Here is a 15,527-nt window from a genome sequence, read left to right as displayed (position 1 = left end):
GACCGTAGCGGTTCCGGTCATCGGGAGTACGGCGACCCGGCCCGCGGGCGGGCTCCTACCGTGCCCGGACAGCCACCCAGTCATCGCAGTTCGAGAGGAACCCGCATGCCCGTGCCCGTGATCGTGGATGCCGCCCGGACGCCGTACGGCAGGCGCGGAGGTGCCCTCAGCGGCGTACACGCGGTGGAGCTGCTCGGCGGGATCCAGACCGCGGTCCTCGAGCGCACCGGGATCGACCCCGCGCTGGTCACCGAGGTCATCGGCGGCTGCGTGACCCAGGCGGGGGAGCAGTCCAACAACGTGGCCCGCTTCGCCTGGCTGCACGCGGGCCTGCCGGAGGAGACCGGCGCGACCACCATCGACGCGCAGTGCGGCTCCGCGCAGCAGTCGGTGCACCTGGTCGCCGCGCAGATCGCCGCCGGGATGTACGACGTCGGGCTGGCCTGTGGCGTCGAGGCGATGTCGCGGGTGCCGCTGCTGTCGAACCTCGGCGAGGTGGGCCGCCCCCGCCCGGAGAGCTGGACCGTCGACCTGCCCGCCCAGTTCGAGGCGGCCGACCGGATCGCCGGTCGCCGCGGCCTCGACCGCGCCACGCTGGACGCCTTCGGGCTCCGCTCGCAGCAGCGGGCCCGGGCCGCGTGGGACGCGGCCCGCTTCGAGCGGGAGGTCGTCCCGGTGAAGCTCGCCGACGGCACGGTCGTCAGCCGCGACGAGGGCCTGCGCGCGACCAGCACCGAGGCGCTCGCCGGTCTCAAGCCGATCCGCGAGGGCGGGCTGCACACCGCCGGCAGCTCCTCGCAGATCTCCGACGGCGCGACCGCGGCCGTGCTGGTCGAGGAGACCCGGGCCCGCGAGCTCGGGCTGCGCCCGCGCGCCCGGCTGGTGTCGCAGGCGCTGGTGGGCGCCGAGCCGGCGTACCTCCTCGACGGCCCGATCCGGGCCGCCCAGCGGGTCCTGGACCGCGCCGGGATGACGATCGGCGACATCGACCTGTTCGAGGTCAACGAGGCGTTCGCGTCCGTGCCGCTCTCCTTCGCGCAGGTGCACGAGGTCGACCCCGAGCGGCTCAACGTCAACGGCGGCGCGATCGCGCTCGGCCACCCGGTCGGCTCCACCGGCATCCGGCTGATCGCCACGATCGTCGACGAGTTGGAGCGGCGCGACCAGACGTTCGGGCTGGTCGCCATCTGTGCCGGCGGCGCCCAGGCGACCGCCGCGATCATCGAGCGGCTCTGAGGTGGGCCCCCTCAGTCCGGAGACCTTCGCCGAGATCGTCGCCTCGCGTCGCGGGGACGATGCGGTCGGGCTGCGCTTCGAGGACCGGCAGTGGACCTGGGACCAGGTCGTGCAGGAGAGCGCGGCGCGAGCGGCGCTGCTCGCCGATCTCGCGCCGGTCCCCGCCGGCCGGCAGGTGCACGTCGGGGTGCTGCTGGAGAACGTCCCCGACTTCGTCTTCTGGATCGGCGGCGGGGCGCTCGCCGGCGCGGTCGTGGTCGGCATCAACGCCAGCCGCAGCGGGCCGGAGCTGGCCCGCGACATCCGCCACGCCGAGATCGACCTGATCGTCACCGAGGACCGGCTCGCCCACCTGCTGGAGAGCGGCGACCACGGCGTCCCGGCCGAGCGCGTCCTCGACGTCGACCACCCGGCGTACGCCGCGCTGCTGGCGCCGTACGCCGGCGCCGACCTGCCGACGCGGGTGGTCTCGCCGGACGACATCGCCATGCTGCTCTTCAGCTCCGGGTCCACCGGCGCGCCCAAGGCCGTGGTGGTCGGGCAGGGTCGGCTCGGCCGACTCACCGAGGCGCTGGTCGAGCGGGTCCGGATGCGCCGCGACTCGGTCGCCTACCTGTGCATGCCGCTCTTCCACGGCAACGCGGTGATGCTCAACCTGGCCACGTCGATGCGGGTCGGCGCCACCGTGGCGATGACCCGCAAGTTCTCCGCCAGCGCGTTCGACGAGGACGTCCACCGCTACGGGGCGACGTTCGTCAACTACGTCGGCCGGGCGCTGTCGTACGTCCTGAGCCGGCCCGAGGACCCGCGCGACCGCACCTCGACCCTGGAGCTCGCCGTCGGGACCGAGGCCTCGGAGGCCGACGCCGCCCGCTTCTCCGAGCGCTTCGGCTGCGAGGTCTCGGAGGGCTACGGCTCCAGCGAGGGCGTCTTCCGCATCAACCGGACGCCCGACACCCCGAACGGTGCTCTCGGCGCCGCGATCGGCGTCGACGTCCGGGTGCTCGACGAGGCCACGGGCCAGGAGTGCCCGCGCGCCCGGTTCGACGAGGTGGGGCGGCTGCTCAACCCCGAGGCCGTGGGCGAGCTGGTCGCGATCGGCGGTGCCGAGCGCTTCGAGGGCTACTGGCGCAATCCCGAGGCGATGGCCGACCGCACCCGGGGCGGAGCGGACTTCTGGTCCGGCGACCTGGGCTACCGCGACGAGCAGGGCTTCTTCTACTTCGCGGGTCGCTCCTCGGACTGGCTGCGCGTCGACAGCGAGAACTTCGCGGCGGCACCGGTCGAGCGGGTGCTGGCCCGGGTGCCCGGCATCCTGTCGGCCGTCGTGTACGCCGTGCCCGACCCGGCCACCGGCGACCAGGTGATGTGCACCCTGGAGCTGCAGCCCGGGGCGTCCTTCGACCCGGACGCGTTCGGGGCCTTCCTGTCCGACCAGCCGGAGATGGGCGCGAAGTGGTGGCCGCGGTTCGTGCGGATCACCGAGCGGATCCCGCTGACCGCCAGCAACAAGGTCAACAAGGCGCCGCTGCGTGCGGCCGCCTGGGTGTGCGACGACCCGGTCTTCGTGCGGGTGGGCCGGACCGCGTCGTACGCCCTGCTCGACGCCGAGACCTGCAGCCGGCTCGAGCAGGAGTTCCTCGCCCACGATCGCGCCGCCCTGCTCCCCGCCTGACCCCCAGTGCCGACCCGGCGCGAACTCGCGCCGGGTCGGCACTGCATTCACGCCGGGTCGGCGGGGATGGGGGGGAGGTGGGGGCTACGCGGGGCGGAGGACGGCGGGGTCGCCGAGGGAGATCCGGATCTCGAACCCGCGCCGGGTCAGGCGCCAGCCCGCGGCGGTGCGGACCCAGCGGTCGTCGTACTCGCCCAGGCACTCGTAGAAGGAGTCCGCCATCGGGCCGGCGCCGACGTGGTGGACCCGACCGTAGGTGAGGGCGCGCGCCTCGTCACCGGTGACCGTCACCCGGTGGTTGCCGAGCAGGTGCTGGGTCGGCCCGACGCCGCCCAGGTGGTCCTGCATCCGCCGTACGACGGCCTGCGGACCGCGCGCGCCGTAGGCCACGCAGTCCTCCGTGAGGAGCGAGGTGATCGTGTCCCAGTCGCGGGCGTCGGTCGCGGCCGCGAAGACGGCGAGCAGCTCGACGAGTGCGGTGCGGTCCTCGCTCACGGGAGCTCCGGCGCCCAGGCCACGCCGTTGATGTGCGCGCCGCCGTCGACGAAGAGCGTGTTGCCGGTCAGGTAGCGGCAGTCCTCGCTCGCCAGGAACACCGCGACCGGCGCGACATCGGCCAGCGGGTCGCCGATCCGGCCCATCGGGTTGCCCCGGTCGGCCATGTCCTCCAGCTCGGGGTGCGCGCCCATCACCCGGCGGAACGCGGCGCTCTTGGCGCCGGGACACATCGCGTTGACCACGACCCCCGTGGGCGCCCACTCGCGCGCGGCGGTGCGCGTGAGCGTGCGCAGCGCCTCCTTGGTCGTGTTGTACTCCACGCTGCCGATGTGGGCGTTGACGCCGTTGAGGCTGCACATGTTGACGACCCGGCCCCAGCCGCGCTCCTTCATGTGCGGGAACGCGGCCTGCATGGCCCACAGCGGGCCGCGGAAGCCGACCGCGAAGGCGATGTCGATCATCTCGTCGGTCTTGTCCTCGACCCGGCACATCGTGGTCGAGCCCCAGGCGTTGTTGACCAGGACGTCGATCGAGCCGTAGCTGCTCACGGCGGCGTCGATCATCGCGTGGACCTGCGCCTTGTCCGAGACGTCGGTGCGCACGAACAGGCCGTCGACCTCCTCGGCGACCGCGCGGCCCTTCTCCTCCGACAGCTCGGCCACGACGACGCGCGCCCCCTCGGCGGCGTACGCGCGAGCGACCGCGGCACCGATGCCGTCACCGGCGCCGGTCACGACGGCGACGCGGCCGGCCAGCCGGGTGCTCACGGACGCTTCCCGAGCGCGCCCGCGGCCAGCAGGGCGGGGGACTCGGGTCGGCCGTCCAGCACTCGGTTGGTGCGGACCGTGGCCCGCCAGCCCTCGGGGGTACGACGCAGCTGCCAGTGGTTGGCCGTCGCGCGGCGTACGACGAAGCCGTCCTCGGTGTTCACGACCATCAGCGAGTGGCCCACGGCGACCGCGTCGTCGCCGTCGACGGTGACCCGGGCGGGCCCGACGAAGTGGGCGCAGCCGCCCCGGATCCAGCCCTGGTGGCCCTTCGAGAGGACCATCGCGCGGATCGCCTCCTGGTTGCCGAGGAAGACCTCGTCGACGTCGTAGACGCCGTCCTCGGTCCACAGCGCCGCCACCTCGTCGGCGGCGCCGGCGTCGACCAGCGGGCCGTAGCCGGCGATCAGGTGCTGGATCTCCCGCTCGTCCTCGAGCTGGCGCAGGCGGCCCTCCAGGGCCGCCAGGCGGGTGGTGACGTCGGTGTCGATGCTCATCCGATCTCCTTGCCGATGGTCGCGAGCGCCTCGAGCTGCTCGCAGTAGTGGTCGGTCGACTCCGCGTGCACGGCGGTGCTGACCATGGTCGCGCCGGCGGCGCGGACCTTGCGGATGCGCTCGGCGGTCCCGTCGGGGTCCGCGATCGCGTCGGCCGGGCGGCCGGCGGAGAGCACGACCTCGAAGCCGTCGGGGAGCTCGACCTTGCCGAGCATCTCGGTGAGCGCGTCGAGGCCGAGGCCGAAGGGCACCCAGCCGGTGCCGAGGGTGACCGCGCGCCGCAGCGAGCGGGGCGTCCGGCCGCCGATCCACAGCGGCACCTGCTCCCGGACGGCGTGCGGCTCGACGACGAGGTCGTCGAACGAGAAGTGCGGGCCGTGGTAGCTCGGGGTGCGCCGGCCCCAGGCGGCGCTCAGTGCGGCGAGGGCGTCGTCGGCGATCGCCCCCCGGCCCTCGAAGGTCGCGCCGAGCAGCTCGAACTCCTCCTCGAGCGAACCGACCCCGAGGCCCAGGACGACGCGCCCGCCGCTGATCAGGTCGAGGGTGCCGTAGCGCTTCGCGATCTCCAGCGGGTGGTGGTAGCCCAGCACCAGCACCTGGGTGGCCAGCCGGATCCGCTCGGTGCGGGCGGCGAGGTAGCCCAGCGTCGACAGCGGGTCCCAGTACGTCGCGCCACGCTGCTCGGCGACCGCGGTCGGCACGCCGACGTGCTCGCTGCAGGTCAGGTGGTGGAAGCCCAGCCGGTCCGCGGTCTCCGCGATCCGGGTCAGCTCGGCGATGCCGGCACTGGCCTCCCAGGCGCTGTGGGCGCCCGGGTTGGCGGTGACGATCGGGCTCACGATGCCCAGCTGCACAGGTGTCTCCTCGTTGCCGGATGGTCCTCGACTAAGGACCCAGCATCCTCAACCGTGCCGCGGGGGGAGGGGAGTGGTCCCGGTCATCGGAACCGCCCCGAAATGTCGAGTCGGCGCAGCCCTCCTGGGAGGACTGCGCCGACTCGGGGTCGATCTGCGGTGCGTCAGTCGGACGAGGGCGGAAGCAGCTTCTTCATCGCCTCGTGCGCGCCGAGGACGAGCTTGCTGCGGTCGGTGCCGCTGCGGACCTCGACGGCCTTCTCGTTGCCGGCGGCCACCTGGACCGGACCGTCGCCGAGAGCGGCGAGCGCCTGCCGGGCGACGTCGTCGGGCTCGGAGACGTGCAGGCCGGGGATGTCCATCGACAGGCCGGCGCGGGCCATGGCCGGGGTGCGGGTGACGCCGAGGACGAACTCCAGCACCTCCACGTCGTACTCCCGCATCTCCAGCCACAGGCCCTCGGCGAAGACCCGGCAGAAGGCCTTGACCGCGGAGTAGATCGAGATCTGCGCCTGACCCATGAACCCGGCCAGCGAGCCGACCAGCAGCAGGCCGCCGCGGCGGCGCTCCTTCATCGGCTCACCGAAGTGGCGCACCATCGCCATCTGGGCGGTGATGTTGAGGTCGATCACCTGCTGGAACCGGTCCAGGTCGCCGGTGACGAACTCGTGGCCGTAGGTGTTCGCGCCGGCGTTGAAGACCAGCAGCCCGACCTCGAGGTCGTCGGTCACCTCGACGATCTTCTTCATCGCGCCGGCGTCGGTCAGGTCGACGGCGAGCGTCCGCACCTCGACGCCCAGCGCTCGGGCCGCCTCCGCGGTCTCCTCCAGCGGCCCGGGCTTGCGCGCGAGCAGCACCAGGTTGAGGCCGGCCTCGGCGAGCTGGGTGGCGAAGGACGCGCCGACTCCCTCGGAGCCGCCGGCGATCACCGCCCACGGCCCGTGGCGTTCGACGTCGATCATGCGTGGGTCACCTCATGTTCGGGGTTCTCGGGATTGGTGGGCAGCGGGGCGCCGTCCTGGACGGGCAGCTCGCCGCGTACGGCGGCGGCGCGGATGCTCTCGCGCAGCGCCTGGCAGCCGGGGAAGGCAGCGCCGTTGGTGCCCGGCCGCGGGCTGGAGGCCCGACGCTCGAGACACCGCTGGACGGAGTCCTCGTGCCACTGCACGCTGGTCTGCTCCCAGCTGCTCTTGCGGGCCTCGACCGAGGCGCCGCAGGTCGCGCAGCCGACCGGCGTCATGGGGCCGTCGGCGAGCCGGTTGTCGGGTCGGACCGTCATCAGACGGGCTGGCCGCTGGCCTCGGCGTTCTTGCGCGCGATGTTCGCCTCGACCTCCAGCTGCCAGGCCTCGTTGGGCCGGGTGGTGTCGATCTCGAACTCGAAGCGCTCGGTCATCTCGGGCGTCACGTCCGCGGCGTCGACGTAGAACTGCTCGTACCAGCGGCGCAGCTGGTAGACCGGGCCGTCCTCCTCGCAGAGCAGCGGGTTGTCGATCCGGGCCTTGTTCTTCCAGATCTCGACGTCCTGCTCGAAGCCGATCCGGATGAAGTCGCCCTGGCGCCGCGCCATCTCCACGGCGGTCGCGTCGTCGACCCCGGGCTGCTTCTTCACGATCACGCCGTACTGCAGGATGAAGGAGTTGTTGTCGATCGGGTAGTGGCAGTTGATCAGCACGCTCGGGACGTCGCCGTCCTCGTAGTGGTACGTCAGATCGTCGATCATGAACGACGGGCCGTGGTACGACGCGACCGAGCTGTTGCCCAGTGCGGCGCGGGCGCCGGCCTTGGACCGCTGCGGGCGGATGTCCTCGCGGCCCACGCCCTTCATGTACTGGGTGGCGACGTGCCCCTCGAAGACGTTCGAGAAGAACGTCGGGAAGGAGTAGTGCACGTAGAAGAAGTGCGCCATGTCCACGACGTTGTCCACGATCTCGCGGCAGTTGGCGCCCTCGATCTTCGTGGTGTACCAGACCCAGTCGGTCCACTCGGGGTCGCCGTACCCCTCGATGTGGGGGATGGTGACGTCGGCCGGCGGGGCGTTGCCCTCCGGGTCGTTCCAGACGAAGAGCATGCCGTTCTGGACCAGCGTCGGCCAGGTGGCGGTGCGGGCCCGCAGCGGGACGCGGCGCGCGTAGGGGATCTGCTTGCAGCGGCCGTCGCCGCCCCAGCGCCAGTCGTGGAACGGGCAGGCGATCTCGTTGCCCTTGATCTCGCCCTGCGAGAGGTCGCCACCCATGTGGCGGCAGTAGGCGTCGAGGACGCTGATCTCGCCGTCCTCGCCGGCGAAGACCACGAGCTTCTCGCCGAAGGCGGTGACCTGGTGCGGCTTGCCGTCCCGGAAGTCTCGTTCGAGCCCGAGGCAGTGCCACCCCCGGGCGAACCGCGTGGGCGCGGCTCCTGACTCGATCGTGCGGACCTCGTCCTTGGCGACGCTCATCTGCTTCTCCGTTTCTGCCGTGATCTTCGTGACACGCGGCCGGTGGGCCGAGTGTCCGCCCGAGGCTGCGAGCGGGGCGTATCGAGGTCCCACTCACCGGAAAAATTTGGCCAGAATGAATTTCAGTTTCGACTTCCGTCAGACCCCGTCGGGGGCTAACGTGGCACTCGTCACCAGCACTAGAATTCATTTCAGTTCTTGTTTTCGGAGGAGCCCCATGTCCGTCGTCATCGCCGAAGCCCCCGAGCGCCGCGAGCTGCCCCCGTCGATGGTCGAGCGGATGACCCTGATCCTCGACGCGTTCCCCGGTCGCACGGCCCGGCTCACGCTCGAGGACGTCGCCCGGATCACGCACCTGCCGCGCTCGACGGCGCACCGGATCCTCGACCAGCTGCTGAAGGCCGACTGGCTGGAGCACTCGGGATTCGGCTACAGCCTCGGCCCGCGCGCCCTCCACCTCGGTGGGGTCGCCGACGACAACTCCGAGCTGCGCGCCGCCGCGGCCTCGCACCTGCACTCGCTGATGGTCCGCACCGGCCTGACCGTGCACCTGGCCGTCCTCGACGAGGGCCGCATCCACTACCTCGACAAGATCGGCGCCCGGTTCGCGACGTCGGTGCCCTCCCGGGTCGGCGGCCGGGCCCCGGCCCACTGCACCGCCCTCGGGCGCGCGATGCTGGCCTGGCTCTCCGCGGAGGAGGTGGACGAGCGGGTCGGCACGGACCCGCGCGCGATGACCGGCCGCACGATCGCCGACCTCGAGGTGCTGCACCAGGAGCTGAACCGGGTCCGCGCCCGCCACGGCCTCGCCGTCGAGCGCCAGGAGTGCTTCGAGGACATCGCGTGCGTGGCCGCCGCGATCCGTGCGCCCGAGGGCCCGATCGGCGCGATCTCCCTGGTCGGCGACTCCTCGACCCCGCTGGAGCGGATCGCCCCGCTGGTCCTCGACGCGGCGCGACAGGTCTCCCTGGAGCTCTACCCCGGCCTCGACGGACGCCGGGGCCGCGGTCTGCGCTCGGTCTGAGTCGCTCGGGTCCGCGCCGCGACGCGGACCCGACCGGCAACCTCGGGGCTCAGCCCCAGTGATCGCCCCAGCCCCACAGGTTCGGGGCGATCGCGCTGTCCGCGTCCTCCACCCCGAAGCGGCCGCGGAAGAACAGCATCGGCTGCCTCCAGGGCGGGGTGGTCTCCAGCTCGAGGACCCGGCCGATCACCACGTCGTGGTCGCCGGCGACGTGAACCGCCTCGACCTCCGCGTGGACCCGCATCAGCACGCCGGGCAGCGACGGGGTGCCCCAGCGCGACAGCTCCCAGTCGAGCCCGTCGTACTTGCGACCCCGGCTGGACCCGAACCGCTGGCACAGCTCGTCCTGGTCCTCGCCGAGCACGTTGACGGTGAACCGGCCCGAGCGCCGGATGTCCGGCCAGGCCCGACCCTTGTGGTCGGCGCAGAACATCACCAGCGGCGGCTCCAGCGAGACCGACGCGAAGGACTGGCAGGCGAAGCCGACGGGCTCCTCGCCGTGGCCCGTCACCACGGTGACCCCGCTGGCGAAGTAGCCCATCGCGCGGCGCATCTCGACCGCGGTGGGCTCGCTGACGACGGGCTGCTGCTGCGTCTCGCTCATGGCCGCGACGGTACGACGGCCCCGCGACGCCGCAGTCGGGCGGGTCCCGGTCACCGGTCGGTGATCCGCGACTCCCGGTCATCGGGATCCCCGGCAGTAGGTGAGGTGGGTGGTTCCTACCGTGACGTCGTGAGCCTGACCCACGATGCGACCCTGCGCGAGCTTCCCACCGAGCACGGCGTGCTGCGCTACCACGAGGCCGGCGATCCCGGCGCCCCACCACTGCTACTGCTGCACGGCTCCGGCCCCGGCGTGACCGGCTGGCGCAACTTCGGCGCCAACCTGCCGCTGTTCGCCGAGCACTTCCGCTGCCTGGTGCTGGAGTTCCCCGGCTTCGGGGTCAGCGACCCCACCGACCAGCACCCCATGGTCGCCGCGCTGCCGGCCGTCGGCCGGTTCCTCGACGCCCTCGGCCTGGAGCAGGTCGACGTCATCGGCAACTCGATGGGCGGGGTGGTGTCCACCCGGTTCGCCCTCGCCCAGCCCGACCGGATCCGGAGGATGGTGACGGTCGGCGGCATGGGGCGTGCGATCTTCAGCCCGTCGCCGGGCGAGGGTCTGAACCTGCTCATGGAGTTCACCGAGGCACCGAGCCGCGAGCGGCTGATCGAGTGGCTCAACTCCATGGTCTTCGACCGGGCCCTGGTCACCGAGCAGATGATCGAGGAGCGCTGGGCGCAGGCGACCGAGCCGAGCACCCTGGCCGCCGCGCGGCGGATGTACAGCCGGGCCGCCCTGGAGGGGATGGCCAAGGCCGCCAGCACGTCGCCGGAGCCGCCGTACTGGGCGATGCTGCACCAGGTGCGGGCGCGCACCCTGATCACCTGGGGGCGCGACGACCGGGTCAGCCCCCTCGACATGGCGCTGGTGCCGATGCGCACCATCCCCGACGCCGAGCTGCACGTGCTCCCCAACTGCGGCCACTGGGCGATGATCGAGCAGAAGTCGGCCTGGGAGGCCGCCGTGCTCGCGTTCCTGACTCGGAAGGACTGACGACATGACTGCCACAGGCACCGGCTGGGACCACGAGGTCGACTTCCTGGTCGTCGGCTCCGGCGGCGGCGGCATGACCGCCGCCATCGCCGCGCACGACGCCGGGATGTCGACGCTGGTCGTCGAGAAGGCCAAGAAGTACGGCGGCAGCACCGCCATCTCCGGCGGCGGGATCTGGATCCCGAACAACCCCACCCTGCGGGCCGCGGGCCACGACGACAGCCGCGAGTCGATCCGGCGCTACCTCGACGTGCTGACCGAGGGCAAGGTCGCCCCCGAGCGCCTCGACGCCTACGTCGACCACGGCCCCGCCACCATGGAGCTGCTCGGCAAGAGCAAGTGGTGGAAGCTGGCCTGGACCAAGGGCTACTCCGACTACCACCCCGAGTGGGACGGCGGCCGCCCCGCCGGCCGCTCGGTCGAGCCGAAGCCGTTCGACACCCGCAAGCTGGGCGACGACGAGCGCTTCCAGCGGCCCAACAGCATGAAGGGCCCGCTGGGGCTGTGGATCACCGCCGCCGACTACCGCGACCTGGCCATGGTCAAGCGGACCTGGCGCGGCCGGTGGCGCTCGGTCGTGGCGGCCTGGCGGGTCTCCTCCAACGTCGTACGCCGTCGGCACATGGCCACCGGGGGCCGGGCGCTGGTCGCCCGCCTGCGGATGGCCATGAAGGACGCCCGGATCCCGCTGTGGTTGGAGACCCCGATGACCACGCTGGTCGTCGAGGACGGCGCCGTCGTCGGCATCGAGGTCACCCGCGAGGGCGAGACCCAGCGGGTCCGCGGCCGGTACGGCGTGCTGCTCGCCTGTGGCGGCTTCGACCACGACCCCGAGCTGCGCGAGACCTACCTGCCCGAGGGCGGGCGGGCCAACCACAGCCTCGGCGCTCGCGAGAACACCGGCGACGGCATCGTCGCCGGCCTGCGGCTGGGTGCGGCGGTGGACTTCATGGACGACGCCTGGTGGATGCCCAGCGTCGAGCACCCCAGCGGCGCGACCATCCCGCTGGTCTCCGAGCGGGCGATCCCCGGCCAGGTGATCGTCTCCACCGACGGGCGCCGCTTCACCAACGAGGCCTCGCCGTACGTCAACTACGTCCACGACCAGCTCGAGGGCAAGCACCTGGAGACCTGGTGCGTGATGGACTCCCGCGCCCGCTCGCGCTACCCGTTCGCCCAGATCCTGCCGGGCGCGCCGTTCCCGAAGTCGTTCTACGAGGCGGGCATGGTGCACCGCGCCGACACGCTCGCCGAGCTGGCCCGCTCCACCGGTCTCGACGAGGCGAACCTCCTCGCGACCGTCGAGCGGTTCAACGGCTTCGCCCGCAGCGGCGTCGACGAGGACTTCGGCCGGGGGGAGTCGGCGTACGACCACTACTACGGCGACCCGAACCTGAAGAACCCCAACCTCGACGTCATCGACAAGGCGCCGTTCTACGCCATCCGGATCGAGATCGGCGACCTCGGCACCAAGGGCGGCCTGGTCTGTGACGAGCACGGCCGGGTGCTGCGAGAGGACGGGTCGGTCATCGACGGGCTCTACGCCACCGGCAACGCCAGCGCATCGGTGATGGCCAACGAGTACGCCGGCCCGGGCGCGACCATCGGCCCCTCCATGGTCTTCGGCTACATCGCCGCGCGCTACGCCGCTGCGCGCCGGAACGGCTGAGCATGGCCACGGTGCGCGTCCTGGAGGTGGTCCGCGAGACCGCCGAGGCCCACACCCTGGTGCTCGAACCGGTCGGCGGCGAGCGCTGGGACTACCGGCCGGGTCAGTTCCTCACCCTCCGGGTGCCCTCGGACCGGCCCGGGGGAGCGGCCCGCTGCTACTCCCTGTGCTCCTCGCCGGTGCGCGACGAGCCTCTGAAGGTGACGGTGAAGCGGACCCGCGAGGGCTACGCCTCCAACTGGCTGTGCGACCGGGTCGAGGCGGGTGACGAGCTGGAGGTGCTGCCTCCGGCGGGCACCTTCGTCCCCGCCGAGCTGGACACGGACTTCCTGCTGCTCGCGGGCGGCAGCGGCATCACCCCGGTGCTCTCGATCCTCAAGAGCGCCCTGCACTCCGGGACCGGCCAGGTCGCCCTGGTCTACGCCAACCGCGACGAGTCGTCGGTGATCTTCCGCGACGAGCTCGTGGCGCTGGCCGCCGCGTTCCCCGACCGGTTCACGGTCCTGCACTGGCTGGAGTCGGTGCAGGGCCTGCCCACCGAGGCCGGCCTGCGCGCGCTCGCCGCGCCGTACGTCGGGCGCGAGGCGTTCGTCTGCGGCCCCGGCCTGTTCATGGACCTGGCCGCGGGGGTGCTGAGGGACCTCGGCGTCCCCCGCGACCGGCTCCACCAGGAGGTCTTCACCTCCCTGGCGGGCGACCCGTTCGCCGAGGTGTCGGTGCCGGTCGACGGCGGGGACGGAGACACGGCCGAGGTCGTCGTGGAGCTCGACGGCGACACCGCCGTACTCGCGTGGCCGGCCGGCTCCAAGCTCCTCGACGTGCTGCTGGCCGCCGGGCTGCCGGCGCCGTTCTCCTGCCGCGAGGGCGCCTGCAGCGCCTGCGCGTGCCGGCTGACGGAGGGCACCGTCGAGCTGGAGCACAACGAGGTCCTCGATGAGGTCGACCTCGCCGAGGGCCTGATCCTGTCCTGCCAGGCACTGGCCACCTCACCGGTGGTCAAGGTGTCGTTCGACGCCTGACCCCCCGCCCTGACCTCGGGCCCCGCCCTGCGTGCGCGACCCTCCCGGTGACCGGGAAAAGGGCGACGGTAGGGGCGGGGCCCCTGGCACCGTGACGTCATCCCATCAGGAGGCACCATGACCAACCCCGCTCTTGCGGCCGTCGAGGAACGAGCCGACGAGATCGCCGCACTGGCCGAGTCGAACGAGAAGCTCGGCCGCCTCGACGACGCAGCAGCCAAGCTGCTGCGCGACACCGGAGTGATCCGGATGCTGCAGCCGGCCAAGCACGGCGGCGCCGAGGCCCACCCCCGCGAGTTCGCCGAGACCGTCATGCGGATCGCCTCGCTCGACGGCTCCACCGGATGGGTCGCCGGCATCGTCGGCGTGCACCCGTGGGAGATGGCGATGTGCGACGAGTCGGTGCAGGAGGAGATCTGGGGCGAGGACCAGGACACCTGGATCGCCTCGCCGTACGCCCCGATGGGCGTGCTCCGCCCGGTCGACGGCGGCTACATCTTCAACGGCCGCTGGCAGTTCTCCTCCGGCACCGACCACTGCCAGTGGATCTTCCTCGGCGCTTTCATGGGCGACGCGGAGGGCAACCGGGTGATGCCGCCGCGCAACTACCACGTGATCCTCCCGCGCTCGGACTACGAGATCATCGAGGACAGCTGGGACGTCGTCGGCCTGCGCGGCACGGGCTCCAAGGACATCATCGTCAAGGACGCCTTCATCCCCGAGAACCGGGTCATGGCGTTCTCCGGCTTCCTCGACGGATCGCATCCGCGCAACGCCGGGCTGACCAGCCCGACCTATCACATCCCGTTCACCACGGCGTTCCCGATGGGCATCACGAGCGCCGTCATCGGCATCGCGGAGGGCGCGCTCGCCGCGCACCTGGCCTACCAGCGCAACCGGGTGCAGGTGACCGGCATCAAGGCGACCGACGACCCCTACGTGCTCTCGACGATCGGTGCCGCCGCCGAGGAGATCCGGGTCTCCCGCCTGGCCATGCTCGACAACGTGAGCCGCTTCTACGACGCCGCGGAGGCTGGGCGCGAGATCAGCTTCGCCGACCGCGCCGAGTCCCGGCGTACCCAGGTCGCGGCCGCGTGGCGCTCGGTCCGGGCGATGGACGAGGTCGTCGCCCGATCCGGTGGCAACGGCCTGCGCATGGACAACCCCATCCAGCGGTTCTGGCGCGACGGCCACATGGGCCTCGCGCACGCGATCCACGTCCCGGGCGCGGTCTTCCACGTGTCGGCGCTGACCGACATCGGTGTGACCCCGCCGCCCGGACCGCTGCTCTCGATGATCTAAGGAGTTCCCCATGACTGACATCCGCGGACTCGGCTACCTCCGGGTCCAGACCACCGACGTGCCGCGCTGGCGCGAGCTCACGGTGGACGCGCTCGGCCTCGCCGAGGCCACCGGTCCGGTCGACGGCGGCCTCTACCTGCGCATGGACGAGCGTGCCGCCCGGCTGATCGTGCTGCCCGGAGAGTCCGACCACGTCCTCGCCGTCGGCTGGGAGGTGCGCGACCAGTTCGCGCTGGCCCGGGTCGGCCGCGCCGTCGAGGCTGCGGGCTTCGGCGTCAAGGAGCTCACCCAGGAGGAGTGCGACGAGCGCGGCATCGAGGCGGCCCTGCGCTTCGACGACCCGGCCGGCACCCCGCTGGAGGTCTTCTTCGGCCCGGTGCTCGACCACAGCCCGGTGCGCACCAAGTGGACCCAGGACTTCGTCACCGGCGACCAGGGCATGGGCCACGTGGTGCTGCCGACCATCGCCTTCGACGAGACCTACTCCTTCTACGCCGAGGTCCTCGGCTTCCTGCCCCGCGGCGCCATCCGGGTCGGCCCCAAGAAGCCGGTCCCCGGCCAGCCGGTCCGCCGGGTGCGCTTCCTCGGGGTGAACGAGCGTCACCACAGCCTCGCCCTGGCCCCCGCGCCGCACGGTGAGGCCCCCGGCCTCGTGCACCTGATGATGGAGGTCGACTCGCTCGACGCCGTCGGTCAGGCGCTGGATGCGGTCAACAAGCTCGGCTTCTCGGTCTCCTCGACCCTGGGCCGGCACACCAACGACAAGATGGTGTCGTTCTACGTCCGCGCGCCGGGCGGCTGGGACCTCGAGTACGGCACCGAGGGCTCGCTGGTCGACGAGAGGTACTACACCGCCGAGGAGATCACCGCCGACTCCTACTGGGGTCACGACTGGTCCGGCTCGGAGCCGCTCGCGGCGTTCATCCCCCGTCAGGCCTGAGTCCTTGAGCGGC

General features: G+C 72.2%; 16 protein-coding genes. 8 read left to right on the top strand and 8 right to left on the bottom strand.

Going from position 1 to position 15,527, the window contains the following annotated elements; all coding sequences use genetic code 11:
* The first annotated feature begins 105 nt into the window (after positions 1-105).
* Positions 106-1,236 carry a steroid 3-ketoacyl-CoA thiolase gene (locus MUB56_RS20315; protein WP_244928827.1) on the top strand — a complete coding sequence of 377 codons (1,131 nt, stop codon included), beginning with the start codon at positions 106-108 and terminating at the stop codon, positions 1,234-1,236.
* A gap of 1 nt (position 1,237) precedes the next feature.
* Positions 1,238-2,911 carry an AMP-binding protein gene (locus MUB56_RS20310; RefSeq protein ID WP_244928826.1) on the top strand — a complete coding sequence of 558 codons (1,674 nt, stop codon included), beginning with the start codon at positions 1,238-1,240 and terminating at the stop codon, positions 2,909-2,911.
* Positions 2,912-2,995: 84 nt separating this feature from the next.
* On the opposite strand, the gene MUB56_RS20305 is transcribed toward MUB56_RS20310, so the two are convergent.
* From MUB56_RS20305 to MUB56_RS20275, 7 genes are all read right to left on the bottom strand, one after another.
* On the bottom strand, positions 2,996-3,406 hold the full coding sequence (locus MUB56_RS20305) for a nuclear transport factor 2 family protein (RefSeq protein WP_244928825.1): 411 nt from the start codon (positions 3,404-3,406) through the stop codon (positions 2,996-2,998).
* A complete protein-coding gene (locus tag MUB56_RS20300; protein ID WP_244928824.1) occupies positions 3,403-4,176 on the bottom strand; it encodes an SDR family oxidoreductase in 774 nt (257 codons plus the stop codon). The genes MUB56_RS20305 and MUB56_RS20300 overlap by 4 nt, the downstream gene beginning before the upstream one ends.
* Positions 4,173-4,673 carry a nuclear transport factor 2 family protein gene (locus tag MUB56_RS20295; RefSeq protein WP_244928823.1) on the bottom strand — a complete coding sequence of 167 codons (501 nt, stop codon included), beginning with the start codon at positions 4,671-4,673 and terminating at the stop codon, positions 4,173-4,175. Before MUB56_RS20295 ends, MUB56_RS20300 begins: the two co-directional genes overlap by 4 nt.
* Positions 4,670-5,527, bottom strand: coding sequence for an LLM class F420-dependent oxidoreductase (locus tag MUB56_RS20290; protein WP_244928822.1), 858 nt, complete (start codon positions 5,525-5,527; stop codon positions 4,670-4,672). The genes MUB56_RS20295 and MUB56_RS20290 overlap by 4 nt, the downstream gene beginning before the upstream one ends.
* A 164-nt stretch (positions 5,528-5,691) precedes the next feature.
* On the bottom strand, positions 5,692-6,489 hold the full coding sequence (locus tag MUB56_RS20285) for an SDR family NAD(P)-dependent oxidoreductase (protein ID WP_244928821.1): 798 nt from the start codon (positions 6,487-6,489) through the stop codon (positions 5,692-5,694).
* Complete coding sequence (locus MUB56_RS20280) at positions 6,486-6,806, bottom strand: hypothetical protein (protein WP_244928820.1); 321 nt, start codon at positions 6,804-6,806, stop codon at positions 6,486-6,488. Before MUB56_RS20280 ends, MUB56_RS20285 begins: the two co-directional genes overlap by 4 nt.
* Entirely contained in the window at positions 6,806-7,963 is a 1,158-nt protein-coding gene (locus MUB56_RS20275; protein ID WP_244928819.1) for a Rieske 2Fe-2S domain-containing protein, read from the bottom strand. The genes MUB56_RS20280 and MUB56_RS20275 overlap by 1 nt, the downstream gene beginning before the upstream one ends.
* Positions 7,964-8,180: 217 nt before the next feature.
* Here MUB56_RS20275 and MUB56_RS20270 point away from each other — a divergent pair, with 217 nt between their 5' ends.
* Positions 8,181-8,987: an IclR family transcriptional regulator gene (locus MUB56_RS20270; RefSeq protein ID WP_244928818.1), complete on the top strand. Its 807-nt coding sequence runs from the start codon at positions 8,181-8,183 to the stop codon at positions 8,985-8,987.
* 49 nt (positions 8,988-9,036) lie between these two features.
* Here the strand turns inward: MUB56_RS20270 and MUB56_RS20265 are convergent, their stop codons facing one another.
* Positions 9,037-9,591 carry a flavin reductase family protein gene (locus MUB56_RS20265; RefSeq protein WP_244928817.1) on the bottom strand — a complete coding sequence of 185 codons (555 nt, stop codon included), beginning with the start codon at positions 9,589-9,591 and terminating at the stop codon, positions 9,037-9,039.
* Positions 9,592-9,720: 129 nt separating this feature from the next.
* Between MUB56_RS20265 and MUB56_RS20260 the strand changes: the two genes are divergently transcribed.
* From MUB56_RS20260 to MUB56_RS20240, 5 genes are all read left to right on the top strand, one after another.
* Complete coding sequence (locus tag MUB56_RS20260) at positions 9,721-10,584, top strand: alpha/beta fold hydrolase (RefSeq protein ID WP_244928816.1); 864 nt, start codon at positions 9,721-9,723, stop codon at positions 10,582-10,584.
* Between the two features lie 4 nt (positions 10,585-10,588).
* Entirely contained in the window at positions 10,589-12,253 is a 1,665-nt protein-coding gene (locus MUB56_RS20255; protein ID WP_244928815.1) for an FAD-binding protein, read from the top strand.
* 2 nt (positions 12,254-12,255) lie between these two features.
* Positions 12,256-13,272: a ferredoxin--NADP reductase gene (locus MUB56_RS20250; RefSeq protein WP_244928814.1), complete on the top strand. Its 1,017-nt coding sequence runs from the start codon at positions 12,256-12,258 to the stop codon at positions 13,270-13,272.
* A 117-nt stretch (positions 13,273-13,389) separates the two neighbouring features.
* Complete coding sequence (locus MUB56_RS20245; protein ID WP_244928813.1) at positions 13,390-14,574, top strand: acyl-CoA dehydrogenase family protein; 1,185 nt, start codon at positions 13,390-13,392, stop codon at positions 14,572-14,574.
* A 10-nt stretch (positions 14,575-14,584) separates the two neighbouring features.
* A complete protein-coding gene (locus MUB56_RS20240; protein WP_244928812.1) occupies positions 14,585-15,514 on the top strand; it encodes a VOC family protein in 930 nt (309 codons plus the stop codon).
* Positions 15,515-15,527: the final 13 nt, after the last annotated feature.

The organism is Nocardioides sp. W7, from assembly GCF_022919075.1.
Classification (GTDB): Bacteria; Actinomycetota; Actinomycetes; order Propionibacteriales; family Nocardioidaceae; genus Nocardioides.
Note: the sequence above shows the minus strand (reverse complement) of the source record. Positions and strands in the feature narration are given on the sequence as shown.